This window comes from Ferruginibacter sp. SUN106 (assembly GCF_050611765.1).
Lineage (GTDB): Bacteria > Bacteroidota > Bacteroidia > Chitinophagales > Chitinophagaceae > Ferruginibacter.
Window position 1 is genome coordinate 1 of record NZ_JBODJC010000005.1, and the last position, 16242, is coordinate 16242.

12 protein-coding genes are annotated in these 16242 nt (G+C 41.3%); 6 read left to right on the forward strand and 6 right to left on the reverse strand.

All coding sequences use genetic code 11. The annotated features are described in order from the left end of the window. Window positions 1-379 precede the first annotated feature (379 nt). The 5 genes from ACQ334_RS19435 to ACQ334_RS19455 all read left to right on the forward strand — a co-directional run bounded on the left by ACQ334_RS19435 (window position 380) and on the right by ACQ334_RS19455 (window position 5370). Complete coding sequence (locus tag ACQ334_RS19435) at window positions 380-841, forward strand: hypothetical protein (RefSeq protein ID WP_430989928.1); 462 nt, start codon at window positions 380-382, stop codon at window positions 839-841. A gap of 328 nt (window positions 842-1169) precedes the next feature. Next, window positions 1170-2174, forward strand: a complete 1005-nt coding sequence (locus ACQ334_RS19440) for a PDDEXK nuclease domain-containing protein (protein ID WP_430989929.1) — start codon at window positions 1170-1172, stop codon at window positions 2172-2174. Between the two features lie 240 nt (window positions 2175-2414). Further along, entirely contained in the window at window positions 2415-3167 is a 753-nt protein-coding gene (locus tag ACQ334_RS19445; protein ID WP_430989930.1) for a hypothetical protein, read from the forward strand. 202 nt (window positions 3168-3369) lie between these two features. Further along, window positions 3370-4275, forward strand: a complete 906-nt coding sequence (locus ACQ334_RS19450) for a helix-turn-helix domain-containing protein (RefSeq protein WP_430989931.1) — start codon at window positions 3370-3372, stop codon at window positions 4273-4275. 330 nt (window positions 4276-4605) lie between these two features. Continuing rightward, window positions 4606-5370: an SDR family NAD(P)-dependent oxidoreductase gene (locus ACQ334_RS19455; RefSeq protein ID WP_430989932.1), complete on the forward strand. Its 765-nt coding sequence runs from the start codon at window positions 4606-4608 to the stop codon at window positions 5368-5370. A gap of 386 nt (window positions 5371-5756) precedes the next feature. Here the strand turns inward: ACQ334_RS19455 and ACQ334_RS19460 are convergent, their stop codons facing one another. The 3 genes from ACQ334_RS19460 to ACQ334_RS19470 all read right to left on the reverse strand — a co-directional run bounded on the left by ACQ334_RS19460 (window position 5757) and on the right by ACQ334_RS19470 (window position 10668). Further along, window positions 5757-6851, reverse strand: coding sequence for a hypothetical protein (locus ACQ334_RS19460; RefSeq protein ID WP_430989933.1), 1095 nt, complete (start codon window positions 6849-6851; stop codon window positions 5757-5759). Between the two features lie 359 nt (window positions 6852-7210). Further along, window positions 7211-8305 (reverse strand): PDDEXK nuclease domain-containing protein, encoded by a 1095-nt coding sequence (locus tag ACQ334_RS19465; RefSeq protein ID WP_430989934.1) that lies wholly within the window; start codon window positions 8303-8305, stop codon window positions 7211-7213. A 113-nt stretch (window positions 8306-8418) separates the two neighbouring features. Further along, on the reverse strand, window positions 8419-10668 hold the full coding sequence (locus ACQ334_RS19470; RefSeq protein WP_430989935.1) for a cation:proton antiporter: 2250 nt from the start codon (window positions 10666-10668) through the stop codon (window positions 8419-8421). 179 nt (window positions 10669-10847) lie between these two features. Here ACQ334_RS19470 and ACQ334_RS19475 point away from each other — a divergent pair, with 179 nt between their 5' ends. Continuing rightward, a complete protein-coding gene (locus ACQ334_RS19475; RefSeq protein WP_430989936.1) occupies window positions 10848-11336 on the forward strand; it encodes a YybH family protein in 489 nt (162 codons plus the stop codon). Between the two features lie 219 nt (window positions 11337-11555). Here ACQ334_RS19475 and ACQ334_RS19480 read toward each other — a convergent pair whose 3' ends face one another. The 3 genes from ACQ334_RS19480 to ACQ334_RS19490 form a co-directional block, all read right to left on the reverse strand. After that, the gene (locus ACQ334_RS19480) at window positions 11556-14114 is read right to left on the reverse strand and encodes a T9SS type A sorting domain-containing protein (RefSeq protein WP_430989937.1); all 2559 of its coding nucleotides are present in this window, start codon (window positions 14112-14114) and stop codon (window positions 11556-11558) included. A 164-nt stretch (window positions 14115-14278) separates the two neighbouring features. After that, on the reverse strand, window positions 14279-15601 hold the full coding sequence (locus ACQ334_RS19485; RefSeq protein WP_430989938.1) for a DUF418 domain-containing protein: 1323 nt from the start codon (window positions 15599-15601) through the stop codon (window positions 14279-14281). 225 nt (window positions 15602-15826) lie between these two features. Further along, a complete protein-coding gene (locus tag ACQ334_RS19490; RefSeq protein ID WP_430989939.1) occupies window positions 15827-16240 on the reverse strand; it encodes an EamA family transporter in 414 nt (137 codons plus the stop codon). Between the last annotated feature and the right edge of the window lie 2 nt (window positions 16241-16242).

Sequence of the window (16242 nt, forward strand, 5' to 3'; positions counted from 1 at the left end):
CGGGGATAATCATGTTAGAATGGCTTTATGCCAATTGGGTTTTACCATCTTATTCCGCCTTTTGTTCTTTCGAAATTGATTTTTTTATTGCACTATAAATTTATTGAATTGTAAACATAGGATAGGGTTTTGCCCAAGTGTGGCCGGACAATTAAACTTCAGCATTTTTACATAGCCGGGCTGTGGTTCCGGGCTGGACGTTCAATTTCGAGCTTTAGTTCTTAACTTCATCTAAAGAAAAACATCAGCAGCGATTCCGGGCTGACGTCCCGAAAGCATTCGGGATAATTCCCAACCTGAATAAAGCCCTGCCCGTTGGTAGCAATTGTAATTGTACACACTTCAAATTTTCAAAGGAATTTATTGACAAACACTTTTAATGCAAAAGACTGAAGACTTTATATTAAATAGGTTGAAATGGAAAGCAGATAAATTCGGTTTACCAACAGAATTTGCATTTTACTTTAATGACCTTTCTTCGGAAACAAAAAATCATCTGGTTAGCCAAATTGACAAAGCAAATAGTGGGACGCCTGTTTTATATTTTACCAAGCCAACAAATGAATGGACATTGGTTTGTAGTCGACAGGTAATTTGTTGTGACAATACAAAACTTGTGTCGCTAAGCATCAGTGACATAAAGCGAATTCTGCCTACTGCTTTTGACATTACTTTAATTGGACAACCAATTGATATCAAGACGGTGAAAAAGAAAAGTGAGTGGGACACAATTAAAATAATTGACAAGCAAGACGAATCGAATATTTTTTACGCAAACAAAGGCGAAGACTTGTTTGCATTATGGAATATTCTATTGATGGCAAAACAGTTGTATGAGTGACAGAAAACAACCGCTATCAACATTGGGTTTTATGCAAGTTGGGCATGACCTGCAAACATCAGCCAATTGCAAATCCAAGCTGAGGTTCGGGCAGGACGAATAAATTTCAACATTAGTTCTTAAATTCAACTTTATTTTTTCAATCAGCAGCGGTTATCGGCAGACGTCCCGAAAGCATTCGGGATAATTCCCAACCTGCATAAAGCCCTGCTCGTTGTACGTCACCCCAAACGGTAGTCTGCCGGCATTCATATTTGCATGATTTTTCGAGTCTACTTTTAGTAAGTTGCAAGCTTTTTCTCAAGATCAAATTGTGTAATTTTGCATCATGAAAATCAGTAAAAAAAAGTATAGTGAATTAATTAAGAATATAGGTACTACACTTCAAAAGGCAAGAGAGAATGCAATTAGAGCGATTAATATCGAATTGGTAAAAGCTAATTGGGAAATCGGCCGACACATAGTTGAATTTGAACAAAATGGAAAAGAGAAAGCTGATTATGGTAGCGCCTTACTCACCAGTCTTGCGAAAGATCTGAAGATTAAATATGGCAAGGGCTTTAGCAAAAGTAACATTTATTTATGTAGATTATTTTATATAAAGTATCCAAAATTCCAGACAGTGTCTGGAAAATTAAGCTGGAGTCATTATTCTGAATTGCTTACTATATCTGATGATTTGGCAAGGAGTTTTTATGAGAAGCAAATTGTCAAAGAAAATTGGAGTTTCAGAGAGTTGAAACGTCAAATTGATTCAGCTCTGTTTCAGCGTTTGGCTTTAAGTAAGGATAAAAAAGGAGTTTGGGCATTAGCAGAAAAAGGTCACGAACTTAATGCTGCAAGAGATGTCATTAAAGACCCCTATGTTTTTGAATTCCTTGAATTACCCAAAGATAAACTCATGAAAGAGCGAGGACTTGAAAAGAGACTCGTTGATAATTTACAAAGTTTTTTACTTGAGCTAGGTAAAGGATTTTCGTTCGTTGCAAGGCAGTTTAAAATTACCGTTGACAATGAACACAATTTTATTGATCTTGTTTTTTACCATAGAATATTAAAATGTTTTATACTTATCGATCTAAAAACAAGAAAGGTAAAGCATCAGGATATTGGACAGATGAACCTATATCTAAACTATTTTAAAGAAGAGGAAAGCACTGAGGGTGACAACGAACCAATCGGAATTATAATTGCGGCGGACAAACATGAGTTCTTAGTAAAATATGCAACAGGAGGCATTTCTAACAAAATATTTATTTCTAAGTATCAACTTTATCTTCCTGATCAAAAAATGCTGGAACAAAAAGTAAAGGAGATTATTGAAAGTGAATAGCATTAACTTAAGGAGGGTGAAAGTACAACATGGGGTTTGCCGCAAGTGTGACTGGACAGAAGTTCAATCGACGGTTTTGCAAAGCCAAATTTGAGTTCGGGCAGAACAAGCAACCTTGATCAGCAATTCTTAACTTCAACAAAACAACTTAATCATCAGCGGTACCGGCGGACGGAATACTAATCCCACACCTGCGGCAAGCACTGAACGTTGGCAGCAATTTTTTGAAGAGCTCAAATCATGAAAGAAAAAATAATTGACCTAAGCAAACAATTCGCAGACAATGTCAATTCTGTATCAGCATTTTTTGAAAATAACGGTAAAGAATTTGAATCGTTATATGACAGCCAAACAGAACTGTTCAACAATCACTTTCCATTTGTTCAAGACCCATACTATGTTTTAAAGAGCCATGAACAAATTGTATTGCAAACTTTTTACAAAGCACATAACTTAATTTACACTTCTTATAGATTATTACTTGAAGGTAATTATGGCGCTAGCAATATGCTTATAAGAGGTATAACCGAGTATCTTCTAATTGGAAAATATTTCAGTGTAAAAAAAGACTTATTGCTAGCCGACAAATGGTTGAATGGAACACAATTTGACACTTATGAAAAAGCAATAAAGTACCTAATTCCAAGTCAAAAACAGATATTCCATAAATTTTGGTGCCTATGTTGCAATGACAATCATGCTATGGCGCACTCTTTTCAAGTAGGTTTTGACATAGAAAATAGTAAAATTGCTTTAGGGGAAACTTTTGCGAGACTCACAATTCTACAAATTTGTTCATATCACCTTTTAGGGGGACATCTTCTCAATGGTAGACTAAAATATAGGTCTGAACTTTGGGGTGCACATAAAGAACGAAATTCACAACTAAAATCTTTAATTACAGGCAACATTTCAAATTTAAAAAGCGCACTTACAAAACAAGGAATAGAACTAGCCAAAACTTATAAAAGTAAATGGGTCTTTCAAAAATAAAACTGCCGCCAACATGGGGTTTTATGCAAGTTTTTTATGACTTACATAAGCATTATTTTTTTTAATCCGGTTATGCACAGGTTCGGATGTAATTATCCTCATAGTACCTACCATCCCTGACTACTGCAAAAGCACCATACCTGCACATCCAGGCCACCCCGCAATATTTTCCCTACCTTTGAATTTCGCAAACTCAAACATCATGAAAACCTCCACTCTGGAAGACTTTTACAAAGAGGTAGCCCCTCATATCGCCGCAGGCATCAGTAAAGAGATCGGGCATTTTAATGTGTTCAGCATTGCCGAAACCATTGCACGGGTAAAGGAAAAGAACCAGATGCCTTATAACCGGCGCACTTTTTACAAGATCAGCTTAATTAAGGGCCGCAACAAGGCCGAGTATGCCGATAAAGTGATTGACATTCAAGAGCAGGCGCTGCTGTTTGCCACCCCCAAAGTGCCGTACCATTATGTGCCGCTGGATGAGTACCAGGACGGGTATTTCTGCATTTTTACTGATGAGTTTTTAAACCGCAATATCACCGGCATGGCGCTGGATGAGTTGCCCATTTTTAAGCCGGGTGGTTACCCGGTGTTTCAGCTTACGGCGCAGGAAAGCCAGGAGCTCACCATCATTTTTGATAAGATGAACAGGGAACTCTCGGGCAATTATGCTTTTAAATACGACCTGCTGCGCAACTATGTGCTGGAGCTGATACACTACGGGCAAAAGCTGCAGCCGGCCACGGTGGCACAGCCGCTGCACAATGCATCGGCAAGGGTAACGGCCCTGTTTATAGAATTGCTGGAACGGCAATTTCCTATTGAGTCGCCCAGGCAGCAGTTGCAGTTAAGAACGGCTAAAGATTATGCCGGCCGCCTGGCCGTACACGTTAACCACCTCAACAAAGTATTGAAAGAAGCCACCGGCAAAACCACCACCGAGCTTATCAGTGGGAGGGTTATACAGGAGGCTAAAATATTACTGAAACAAACCGACTGGAATATTTCGGAGATCAGTGATAGCCTGGGTTTTGAAGAGCTGGCGCATTTTTCTAATTTCTTTCGTAAACAAACTTCGGTGGCGCCGCTGGCGTTCAGGTCGTGAGTGGTGAGACGTGAGTGGTGTATTTGGGCTGAAGGATTCTTTTTTTAGGGTTACAGCCTGGTAAGATGATTTTTTTTGCCAGGCCTTGAGGGAAGGGTAAAAGGGTTTGACGGCTTAGAGCTGTTGGACCCTGTGGTGTTGGTGTCAGGACGGTTACAACCGTCAGACACCTTTGCTTTAAGCTGTAGCGGGAATAAAAAAGGGTCTGATGGCTTGGAGTCGTCTTGACCCTGTCATTATTTGAATTTTGCAAACAACGGATTGATGTGTGCAAACGGCATGGGTTGTTTGTGATGGAACTTTGTGTCTTAATTTTTAAAATAAGATACAATGACAACGAATAACAAAATTGCACTGGTTACAGGCGGCAGCCGTGGCCTGGGAAAGAACATGGCTTTACACCTTGCCAAAAAAGGGATTGCTGTAATTATCACTTACAACAGCAACAAAGCTGCAGCACTGGAAGTAGTGGCTGCTATTGAAGCCAGCGGACAAAAAGCTGCTGCTTTACAATTAAACACCGGTGATATTAAAAGCTTTGCTGCGTTTATAGCGCAACTGAAAAATGTTTTAGCGCAAACTTTCAATGCTACGGCTTTCGATTTTCTTATTAACAATGCCGGCATTGGCATGCATGCTTTAATTGATGGCACCAGCGAAGAAGTGTTTGACGAACTGATGAACATTCATTTTAAAGGGGTTTTCTTTTTAACACAACAATCGTTACCCATCATTAATAATGGCGGCCGCATCGTTAATTTATCCAGCGGCCTGGCCAGGTTCAGCATGCCGGGTTTTGCGGCTTACGGCGCTATGAAGGGGGCTGTTGAAACACTCACCCGCTATATGGCGAAGGAACTGGGCAGCCGTAGTATTGCCGTAAACGTGGTGGCACCTGGTGCTATTGAAACCGATTTTGGCGGCGGCCGTGTAAGGGATAATGAAGAGATGAATAAAATGGTGGCCGGCCTTACTGCCTTAGGACGTGCAGGCCTACCCGATGATATTGGTGGCGTGGTGGCATTTTTATGCAGTGAAGAGGGCAGGTGGATCAACGGGCAAAGGATTGAGGTTTCGGGAGGGATGAATTTATAAGAGGGGTTGGCCCGCAGAGGCGCAGAGGGAAATACAAATGTTCAATGAGCAATGTTCAATACTCAATGTTCAATGAAATGCAGGGTGCGTTTGGGGAGGAATCTTTTAGGGAGGAGGAAATGCTCAATGAGCAATGCTCAATACTCAATGTTCAATGAAATGCAGGGTGCGTTTGGGGAGGAATCTTTTAGGGAGGAGGAAATGCTCAATGAGCAATGCTCAATACTCAATGTTCAATGAAATGCAGGGTGCGTTTGGGGAGGAATCTTTTAGGGAGGAGGAAATGCTCAATGAGCAATGTTCAATACTCAATGTTTAATAAAATGCAGGGGTGGCAGGTTTGAAGGATTACTTTGAATTTGCCATTTTTTGTTGGTATATCCTGCTTACCTGTATAAATGAATTTTAGAAAATCTTTTCTTTCCTTTAATGAAATACTGTTGTTCTTTAACAGCACCATCGGCATAATAAGTTGTGTAAATTTCCACATTGTACCACCTGGTTTTATTCCAGTTGGTCATCCGGTTATTGAATTTATAAGTAATATCGCCGGTGCTGTTATACTTTATCACGGTTTGCAGTACCCTTAATTTACGGTAGTCTGAATATATATTGGTGGTATTGGTGCTACTATCGTATTCATATTGCGCTGTTTGGTACCAGTTTTCTCTAATGGCATGTTGCACAGAATCGAGTTTACCTGCAGGTCCGTAAAAATAATGGTCTCTTTCTCCTTCGCCTCCCCGGTACTGAATGGTTTCCTGCAACCTGTTATCAGCACTATTTGAAACATAGGTATATTCCACTGTTTCGTCATTGTAACGTTCTTTCTTTTCTTTACGTAACAAGCGGTTAAAAGCATCATAACTATAAAGTACAATAACGGTATCGGTATGGCCCGTGTAATAGCCCTGGCTTAGTTCTGTTTGCTTTTGCAGCAGCCCGCTGCTGTTGTACTCATAGTTATCCTCTTCAATCAATTCGTTTTTTGATGTGATGCCATATTGCTTTATTACTATGGCCTGTTTATTAAAATTGTAGGTGATCTCTTTTTCCAGCACCGTATCTTTTGATCCTTCCCAAACATTGTACACGTATTCATGTGTGGCGCCGGCAGGCAAATTATAAACGCTATCCCTGTGAAAATAATAATAAAAGTATTTGTGCTTTTTACTGTTTAAGGCTTTGTAATACGGGCTTATCGTTTGGGCAAACGAAAAGGTATAGCCAATAAGAAAAATGGTAAGGCTTGCTATTTTCATACTCTGGTATTTTCCTTTTACAGCTTTCCACTCTGCTTTGGTAGGTAAGGTCTTTTCTATCTTGTTCCATTTATCTCTTTTACGCACCACTACCTGGTTAAAGTTGCCGGTACTGTCTTTTATAAAAGCTGTTGTAAACAAGGGTATTTCTTTGCTGTAAAAATCGACTTCTGTTTCCGGTACAATTATCACTTCAGTGCCACCCCAGTGTTGTTTCAATACCAGTTTATTGTCTTTTTAATCGGGGGAACTGTGCCTGCGCCGCACAAGGTTATAAAAACAGAAGCCATTATAAAACACCACAATAATTTCATAATAAAGGTTTACAGGTTAAATGATCAATAGAATGCAGAACAGTTGCCGACGGTGTGCAACCAAAGTTAATTTATTATAGTGTTTGCTTGCTATTGTTGCCTTGCTTATTTATTGTTAAGGCTTTGCAAATATGTGTAAGCAGGTTAAGGCATTGAGAAAAATGTAAATGATTTAACTATGAAGGAGGTTTCTTATGCCTGCGCAGCGCAGCGCCTTTTTATTTCAGCCAGCCTGCATAAAGAAGTTGAGGAGCGTACAGCTACTTATTTACTGTGATACTGGTTATATCGTATTATCTCTTCCCTTACTTCATGTTTCAATTCTTCTTCGGTGGGTAAATACAGTTTGTATTTAGAAGCAAAGAGTTGTTGGCTTTCTTTAAGCACAGAATATTTTACAATGGTTTCATTTTTTTGCGAACAGAGAATAATACCAATGGTGGGGTTATCGGTAGCTGTTTTTTCATTGTCTTCCCAATAACGGACATACAGATCCATCTGGCCAATATCCTGGTGGGTGAGTTTGCCCAGCTTTAAATCTATCAGTACAAAACATTTAAGAATGTAGTTATAAAACACCAGGTCCACATAAAAATGATCGTCTTCTGCACTTATCCTTTTTTGCCTGGCTACAAAAGAAAAGCCTTTACCCAGTTCTAAAATAAACTGCTGCAGTTTACTGATGATGGCAGCTTCAATATCTTTTTCATAAAAATTGTTATGGGCAGGCAGGTGTAAAAATTCCAGCACATAGGGGTCTTTAATAAAATCAAGCGGCGATGATTTTTCTATCTTTTGGTCAGCTTCTTTTTTTACCGCTTTTTTATTTTTAGAAGAAAGGATGCGTTGATAGGTAAACGTATTGATCTGCCTCTCCAGCGAACGGGTACTCCAGTTGCTGTCTGCAGCTTCATTCATGTACCAGGTTCGGGCGGCAGGGTCTTCTACTCGCATTAAAAGGCGGTAATGTGTCCAGCTTAATTCTCTACGCAGTGCGTATATTTTTGAAAATACTGATGAAACTCCTGTCTGCCTTTTCTTCAATTGTTCTTTTAATAATTCGGGACTCGCTGGGTCCCGAATTGAAAATAATAAATACAATTGCCTGATTTTTCTAAGTTCCCGTTCATCAAATCCTTTTCCAAAGTCGGCAGTAAGCCTTTTGGAAAGCTCTTTTATAAGCGCTTCCCCATAGCCAGCCCTTTTCTTCCCTTGCTGTTCTTCTTCTACAATACGTTTACCAATTTCCCAGTACGCCATTACCATGGTAAAGTTTACAGCCCGGCAGGCGGTTTCTCTTGCCTGTTGCAGAATATTTTTTATCTCTCCGTATAAATTGTTTTTTTTTACTGTTTTCATCTTGTATCAATATGAGTAATAAGAGTATTGATAAGATGATGCCGCTGCGATTGCAGTTGCATTAGTTATTTAATAAAAATCAGTAGTAGAAATTTTGTTGTTAAGGCCGTGTTCTACTTCTTCACCAGTATTAAAGCTGAAGGTATTTCGGATAGCCATGGTAGTTTTAGCTCTACCAGTTTGCGCCAGCTTTCTTCACTGATGAGCATGAGGTGTTGTTGTTCTAAAAAGTCTTTTATAATACTGGCTTCGGTTGTAAACTTTACGGAATTTTTATTTGTTGTAAGGCCCGGGGGTAATTTTTTAAATGCTTCGGCAGTATCCAATACGGTAACACGTGCACCGGTATTACTCACCAGTTTTTCTGCATAAGGCAACAGCCAGGCATCAGTTGCAGATAGGGCCGGTATAAAAATAGCCTGTATCTGCTGCAAACCTTTATCAATAAAAACGCCTACCGGTATTTTAGTTTTAGAGAGTATCACCCTGGTGCGTTCATCAAAAGGGGCTTCTTCAAAAAGGTTTTCTTTACCAGTCACCTGGTCCAGCAATCTTTCGGGGTTGATGATCTTTGCCGTAAACCCGAGTATGCGTCCCAGTAAGCTACCTTCATAAATAGACCGGGCCACACCCATCAGCAACAAATCGTAATGGCCTTCATTGGCTACATCTACTATTTCGGTATCCACATCGGTGGCTGCCCTGAATAATGGCCTTATGGGTTGGCCAATTTTTTTGCTTTCTTCTATTATCGGGGTAAAGCTTTCTTTTTTGTAGTCGTCGATATTATACAGGTGCAACTCGTTTGTACGGGCCAGGTGCATGGCAGTAACGCTGGCATTACCCCTGGTTTTTTTTATAAAGCTTTGGGCCACTCTTAATAAAGCACGCCCACGCTCAGCATTGTTAAACGAAATTAAAATATTGTATTGCCCGGCTGCTTTTATCTTTTTTTGGGCGGCCACTTTACTGCTGAAGAACCAGCCGATAAGGTCGAGTGCAGGGCCCGTCATAAAAGTAGTTACCAGCGCCATGATCACCATCATGGCAAACAGTTCGGGTTTTAATACGCCCAGGTCGTACCCGATATTTAACACCACCAGTTCCATCAGCCCCCGGGTATTCATGAGTGCACCAATGACCAGGCTGTTCTTCCAGCTTTGCCCCACCACTTTTGCAGCCACGGCACTGCCAATAAATTTTCCGGTTACGGCTGCCAGTATAATAAGGCCGGTTACCTTCCACAGGTACACATCATTCAGCAAACCGATCTGTGTACGCAGGCCGGTAAATACAAAGAACAAGGGCAGCAACATGACTAATGCAATATCTTCTACTTTTTCTACAAACATGTTCCTGAACTTTGCATCGGTAGGCATAATAGCACCGGCCATAAATGCACCAAACAAGGCATGTATGCCAATCACTTCGGTGGTATAGGCAGAAATAATAAGGGTTAAAAAGATGAGTGCAATAACACCTTTGCTTAAATGCTCTTTGGATACATACAGGTCGCCCACCCGTTTTAAAAAGGGCCGTACTATATATATCATTAACATTACATAGGCACCTGCTAATGCAATTGTATATAACGCACTTACAAAAGAGCCGGCTTTTACTATGGCAATTACTGTGGCCAGTATACACCATGCCGTTATATCATCTGCTGCTGCACAGGTTATTACAATGGTACCCAGCCTTGTTTTGTGTATGCCTCTTTCCTGTATGATACGTGCCAGTACCGGAAAAGCGGTAATGCTTAATGATATGCCGGTAAACAAAGCAAAGGACGCAAAGTTGATGCCCTGCGGTGCAAAATGAGGATAGATAAAATAAGCCAGGCCAATGCCCAATGCAAAGGGAAAGATAATGCTGGCATGGCTGATCACTACAGCTTCATGGGCTTTGTTTTTAAGTACTTTTAAATCCAGCTCCATGCCTACCACAAACATAAATAGTATCAAACCGATCTGGCTGAGAAATTGTAAATTACCGAGTGATTGTGCAGGAAATAAAAATGCACTGAATGCCGGAAAATATAAACCTGCTAATGATGGCCCCAGTACAATACCAGCAACTATTTCACCTATCACCGAGGGCTGGCCAATTTTTTTACAGATCCATCCAAACAAACGGGCTACCAGTATAATGGTGATGATCTGCGCCAGCAATAAAGCCAGCGGGTGGCTTAAATTTTGGATCAATCCGTCAATAAAGTCATGCCACTTGTTGCTGGTGGTTTTTGCCACAGTAATATTTCTGCCCTGCTGCAAGGCAATACCCTGCAACAGCCCCCAGTATATGAGCACCGAAAAACCGCCAATAACAATAAGATAAAAAAGACTGTTTTTAATACGTTTCATGCTGCTGCTTCATGGAACAAATTGTACGCCACTATTGCAACATAATAAAAAAATAATGTTTGCCCCATTAAATTTTTTTAATGTTGGGTATTTAATAATATTACTATTAAAATACCCTCTGCCCACATCCTTTTCTCATTTTAATAACGGTACATTTACTGCACACTAAAAACAAAAAAATGAAAAAAATCTTTTTGCCGGTACTGGCGGCTTGTGCTATGCTGTTTTCCTGCACCAATGAAGCTGCTAAACCAGCAGTAGCAGATACCTTTAGTTTAGACTCTGCCAAAGCGGCCATTGCAGCAAGCAATGCCACTTATGGTGCCTGCTTTGCTACCGGCGACTCTGTTGCTTTTGTTAGTCATTACACCAGTGATGCCTGTATTAATCCCAGCAATATGCCTAAGATGTGCGGCCCGCAGGCTGTGAATGGTTTTTTTACAGGTGGTTATAAAATGGGTATCCGTAACCTTAAGCTTACCACTGCCGAAGTAATGGGTGGCAAAGATGCGGTGGTGGAAACCGGCAGTTATGAAGTGCTGGGTGATAAGGGTGTGTCTTTTGATAAGGGAAAATTTATTGTGGTATGGAAAGAAGAAAACGGTAAGTGGAAAATGCATCGTGATATCTGGAACACAGATATGCCTGCAGTGGCACCAGTTAAATAATGACATTTCAAGGGTAAATACCGGGCCAAAGCCAGGGTTACCCGGTAGTGAAGCCGTAGTGAACTTATGGGGACTTTGTGGACACGCTATAAAGACTTCATCAGAGTCTTTGCTTTTTTACATTATGTCAAGTATTACCAATACAGCTTTTAATTACTGCTTCCTTAAAACAAGAGCCCGACGTATAAACGTCGGGCTCTTGTTTTTATTAATGGGTTCTTATAGTTTTATTATCTTTTCGTTAAGTACAAAGGCATCTGCTTTTACCTGCACATAGTATATCCCCGCTGCAAATTTATCCAGCAATAAAGGCATAATGGTAGTACCGGCATTAAATTGCTTATTCCCTTGTAGTACCACTTTTCCACTGGCATCCGTTACCTGGTATTGTACAGCTACCTGTTTGCTTACACTCAGGCTAAGGCTGGTTTGCCCGCTGGTAGGGTTGGGGTAAACTGACAGCGAACCGGGAGCAGTATTATCTTTCAGTTTCAGCATATCGCTGTAGCTTATACGACCATCTTTATCGGTTTGTTTAATACGGTAATAACGCAAGCCGCTTAACACACTGCTCTCAGTAAAACTATAACTGTTTTCACCATCTCCGTTACTGCTAACTGTACCCGTAGTAATAAAATGCAGTCCGTCTGCAGAGCGCTGCACTTCGTAAGCGGTAATGCTTTGTTCCTGCACCCTCCAGGTTATAGTCGCCAGTTTCTGGCTGTTCAATTGCGCCTGCACCATCAGCCATTTTACCGGTACTAATGTGGTGGCATTTACAACCATCTGGTCGCTGCTTACACAGGTACCATTGGTTATTGTCCATTGAAAAACATAAACACCACTTGTTGTCATACCAGTTATTGTAGTACTGCGGGATGATGGTGCAAGAATATTAGCAGTAACAGGGCCGCTTACCTGCGACCATAAGCCTGTTCCCACTACAGCAGTATTGCCTGCCATATTTGAGATACCTGCACCGTAGCTTATACCCTGATCGGGGCCGGCATTAGCAGTTGTTGGTGCTGCCGTTACTGTAACGGGTGTGGTAACTGTTGCAGTTACGCAAGCACCCAAAGTATAATTCAGGTTATAAGTTCCTGTGGCAGCTGTTGTGGCTGCAGTAATAGTTGGGTTTTGTGAAGCACTGCTGAAAGTGTTCGGCCCGGTCCATGCATAGGTAGCCGTAGCAATAGTTGGTGTTCCGGTCAGGTTAAGGTTATTTCCTGCACATACCGGTGTATTTGATCCTGCAACCGGTGTGGTTAATGCCGGTAAAGTTATCGCCGCTGCTGCTGCAGTCTTTACGCCGCCGGTTCCGCCGGTTGCGCCAAAGGCAAGGTTTGAAGTAGTAGTGATACCATTAGAGCCGCCTGCTACCGAACTGCCTGCCACTATTGCCCCATTGGTATAGATCATACCGCCGGCGCCACCACCACCGGGACCATGCTCGGGGTTACCATCGTTAGCAGCACCTGCATCAGCTATTGTTGGCCATGCATTGCCGCCATTACCACCAATAGTATTTATGGTTAATGTTGCCAGTGATGCGGTAACCGTAGCAGTAACATAAACTGTACCGCCGGCTCCGCCACCACCACCGCCATCATTATCTACCGAACCACCATTAGAACCATTTGCGCTTATTGTTCCGGCATTGGTAATGGTATTTACTTTAAGTAAAACAATGCCGCCGCCGGTACCTCCGCTGGAGCTTAAGCCGGCAGCCAGTGCGCCGGTACCATCGTTAGTAGAACCAGCACCGCCACCGCCACCCAGTATTATACGGCTGCTGGCTAAAAACGCAGGCGCCACACCACCATAGCCACCAACATTTAAATTAGAATTCCAGGAGCGTCCGCCGCGGCCACCTGCTCCGCCATTAGCACCGCCACCACCGCCGGTATTTTCATCATTATTAGCAGGGTCTGCATCTGCTCCGCCACCACCGGCATTACCGGGTGCCCCATTACTATTACTGCCGTTCGGGTATCCTTCTACGCCAGTATTAACTAAAGCGGTACCATCGTATACATATCTTGGTGTACCACAAATACCTTCGCCTTTTGCACCGTTGGTATTTACAGTGGCATTTGTTCTTATATCAGTGTTTGCTCCGCCACCGCCACCTAACTGGCGGCCACCACCGCCTCTGAAGCCGGCAGCATTTGCGTTAATGGAACCTGTAGTATTCATATTGAGCGTTCCGTTTACATCCAGTGCAACAATACCCCCTGTTGTGCCATTCCATTTAGTGGCCGTTATACTGGTAGCAGCATTAATAGTAAGGTTATTATACCTTGGCACCCTTATCACCTGGTACACTATTTTTCCCTGCGTGGCAGTAGCGGCAGCATTGTTATAAGCATTGGTGGTACCCGTTAATAAATTCAATGTTCCGCCAGCCAGCGGAACAGCACTTATTGCTATTGCAAATTCATATGTTCCTGCGGTTGATACCAGGTAGCCTGAAGCTGGTGCACCAGCCACACCATCACCATAAGAAGTTGTATTGGTGGAGTTTTGTGTGGCTTCCTGCATCTGCATGATCAATACCATATCACCCGCAGCTATTGTTGTTGCCGCACCTGTGGCTGCACCAAGAGTGATAGAGGTAGCACCCGCAGTTATACTTGCATTGCCCGGATAATAAGTATTTAAAACTGTATTGGCTGCGGACACTGTTTGGTTAGCGAATGTGCAGCTTTGTGCATTTGCCTGGATAGACATACAGGCACATAATATTGCCAGGGCAATTTTTAGGGTTTGTTTCAGCATGTAGAAGAAATTCTATTGTTAGTAGATATAATTCTACACGAAAGTATTAAAATACCTTTTTTCTCAATTTATAAATTGGAGTTATTTGAGAAAAACTTTTCCACTAATGTTAATATTGTTGTTTAGACATTAATATTGATAATAGCAGGTTAATTAAACAGTTTTTATTTTTTTAGTGGTTGCCTTTTCCAATACGTTAAACTTCTCCAGCACCATTCCAATGGGCCAAAGCGGAAAAAATGTAACCAGATATGACTCCATATAATTTCAATCACCCACACAACTGCCACCACATAATAAATTTCGTAGCGTTGCAGTTTGCCCATCATGCCAAAACCTATGCCTAAAAAGAAAAGGCTGCACATGAATGATTGCATCAGGTAATTGGTAAAAGCCATTTGCCCCACAGGGCGCATTAATGCAAACAGCCATTTAAATAATCCGGATTTGTACAATAACATGATTAATCCAAAAATACCCAGCGAGCGAAGTGTTCTTGATATTTCGTAAAAATCAAATGCCTTATGCTTTGTCATTTCAAAAAAGTTAAACTTATATTGAAACAAGGGTTGCAACCTTAAATAAGAAATAAGTAAACCACCACCGAGCCCAATTATAAAAAGCGCCCAGTATACCTTTACAGAAGCATTACCTGTTAATACGCCGTTCTTAAAAAATGCCATGCCAATAAACATAAACAACAACACATCCCAAAGGCCATAATAGGTATAATAAAATTCTGCATTGGTACTGGCATTGCTTAAGTTGTTGTAGGTTTCTGCATAAGTACCTGTTAACTGGCGCAGGTTTTTGCGCATTTCTTTTCTCAATCCAGCCGTATCCGATCTTTCTTTCATACCCGTCATTGCACCCAGATCTTCCTTTTGCACATCTGTTAACTTTGTTTTGGTAGTATCCAGTTTTGCAATGGCCTCCCCTTTGGCAATTACGCCTTTTTGTTTATACAGGTCACGGTTCTCTCTCACCGTCATCAGTAATAAACAAATACCGGCTGCAATCAGTAATCCTTTTACAGGTGTGCGGCGAAAAACAAAAACAATAATACCGCAGATGGCGTACTGAAATAAAATATCACCCGGCCATAATAATACAAATGCATTCACCAATCCAAAAAATAATAACCATAACTGGCGGCGGATAAAATATTCCGCAGGCATCAATCCCTGCACTCTTTTTTCTAACCTTGTTACAAAAAGAATGATGCCTGCACCAAATAACATAGAGAAGATCGCTCTCTGGCTACCTTCTAAAAAGAAGTTGATAAAATACCAGACTTTCTGATTGAGGGTACCCAATTCATTATTGAGTGTAAGGTTGTCAAAAGCAGGCTCGGGCAAACCGAAGTAAGGAATGTTCATCATCAGGATACCCAACAGGGCAATGCCCCGTAGCGAATCGATAATAATAATCCTGTCTTGCTGTGCAACAGGTGCCGCCAGCGGTGTTGGGTTAGTTTCTGCATTCATATTGTTGGTTGTTGAGTTAGCCGTAAACATGCATCAACGTGCTGTTGCTGTTGTGCCACACATACCAGTTTCTCAATAATTAGCGGGTAAAATAATTAAGCAGGACTGCTGGAAGTTAAAAGTGAAAATGGAAACAGGAACAAGATAAGCAACGGGTTGCAATAATGCAATAGGGTATAAAGATCGGGGAATGTACAGGAAAAATAGTTATGCTATGCGGTGCTGTTATATGATCATCACCACAGTGCCTGCAATAATAAGCAATGCACCGATAGCCGCTTTCCAGGTAAGTGCTTCTCCTAAAAATACAATAGATAATATCACGGTTAATGCCACACTCAGTTTATCTACCGGTGCCACCTGTGATACTTTTCCAATCTGAAGGGCTTTAAAATAAAATATCCATGATAAGCCGGTAGCAATGCCCGAGATAATTAAGAAGATGATATTTTGTTTAGATAAACTGCCCAGGCCTTTTGCCTCCCCTCTTGCCAACACAATACCCCATGCCACCATTAAAATTATAATAGTGCGGATAGCTGTTGCTAAATTTGAATTAACACCGGTGATGCCAATTTTTGCAAAGATGGCAGTAAGTGATGCAAATAACGCAGATAGCAAAGCATAGATCCACCACATAA

Bases quoted from the DNA above. Each gene is read 5' to 3' on its own strand.
- ACQ334_RS19440 (WP_430989929.1), top strand. From the start codon at position 1,170: ATGAAAATCAGTAAAAAAAAGTATAGTGAATTAATTAAGAATATAGGT.
- ACQ334_RS19485 (WP_430989938.1), bottom strand. From the start codon at position 15,601: ATGAATGCAGAAACTAACCCAACACCGCTGGCGGCACCTGTTGCACAG.
- ACQ334_RS19490 (WP_430989939.1), bottom strand. From the start codon at position 16,240: ATGTGGTGGATCTATGCTTTGCTATCTGCGTTATTTGCATCACTTACT.
- ACQ334_RS19470 (WP_430989935.1), bottom strand. From the start codon at position 10,668: ATGAAACGTATTAAAAACAGTCTTTTTTATCTTATTGTTATTGGCGGT.
- ACQ334_RS19450 (WP_430989931.1), top strand. From the start codon at position 3,370: ATGAAAACCTCCACTCTGGAAGACTTTTACAAAGAGGTAGCCCCTCAT.
- ACQ334_RS19455 (WP_430989932.1), top strand. From the start codon at position 4,606: ATGACAACGAATAACAAAATTGCACTGGTTACAGGCGGCAGCCGTGGC.
- ACQ334_RS19445 (WP_430989930.1), top strand. From the start codon at position 2,415: ATGAAAGAAAAAATAATTGACCTAAGCAAACAATTCGCAGACAATGTC.
- ACQ334_RS19475 (WP_430989936.1), top strand. From the start codon at position 10,848: ATGAAAAAAATCTTTTTGCCGGTACTGGCGGCTTGTGCTATGCTGTTT.
- ACQ334_RS19465 (WP_430989934.1), bottom strand. From the start codon at position 8,305: ATGAAAACAGTAAAAAAAAACAATTTATACGGAGAGATAAAAAATATT.
- ACQ334_RS19435 (WP_430989928.1), top strand. From the start codon at position 380: ATGCAAAAGACTGAAGACTTTATATTAAATAGGTTGAAATGGAAAGCA.
- ACQ334_RS19480 (WP_430989937.1), bottom strand. From the start codon at position 14,114: ATGCTGAAACAAACCCTAAAAATTGCCCTGGCAATATTATGTGCCTGT.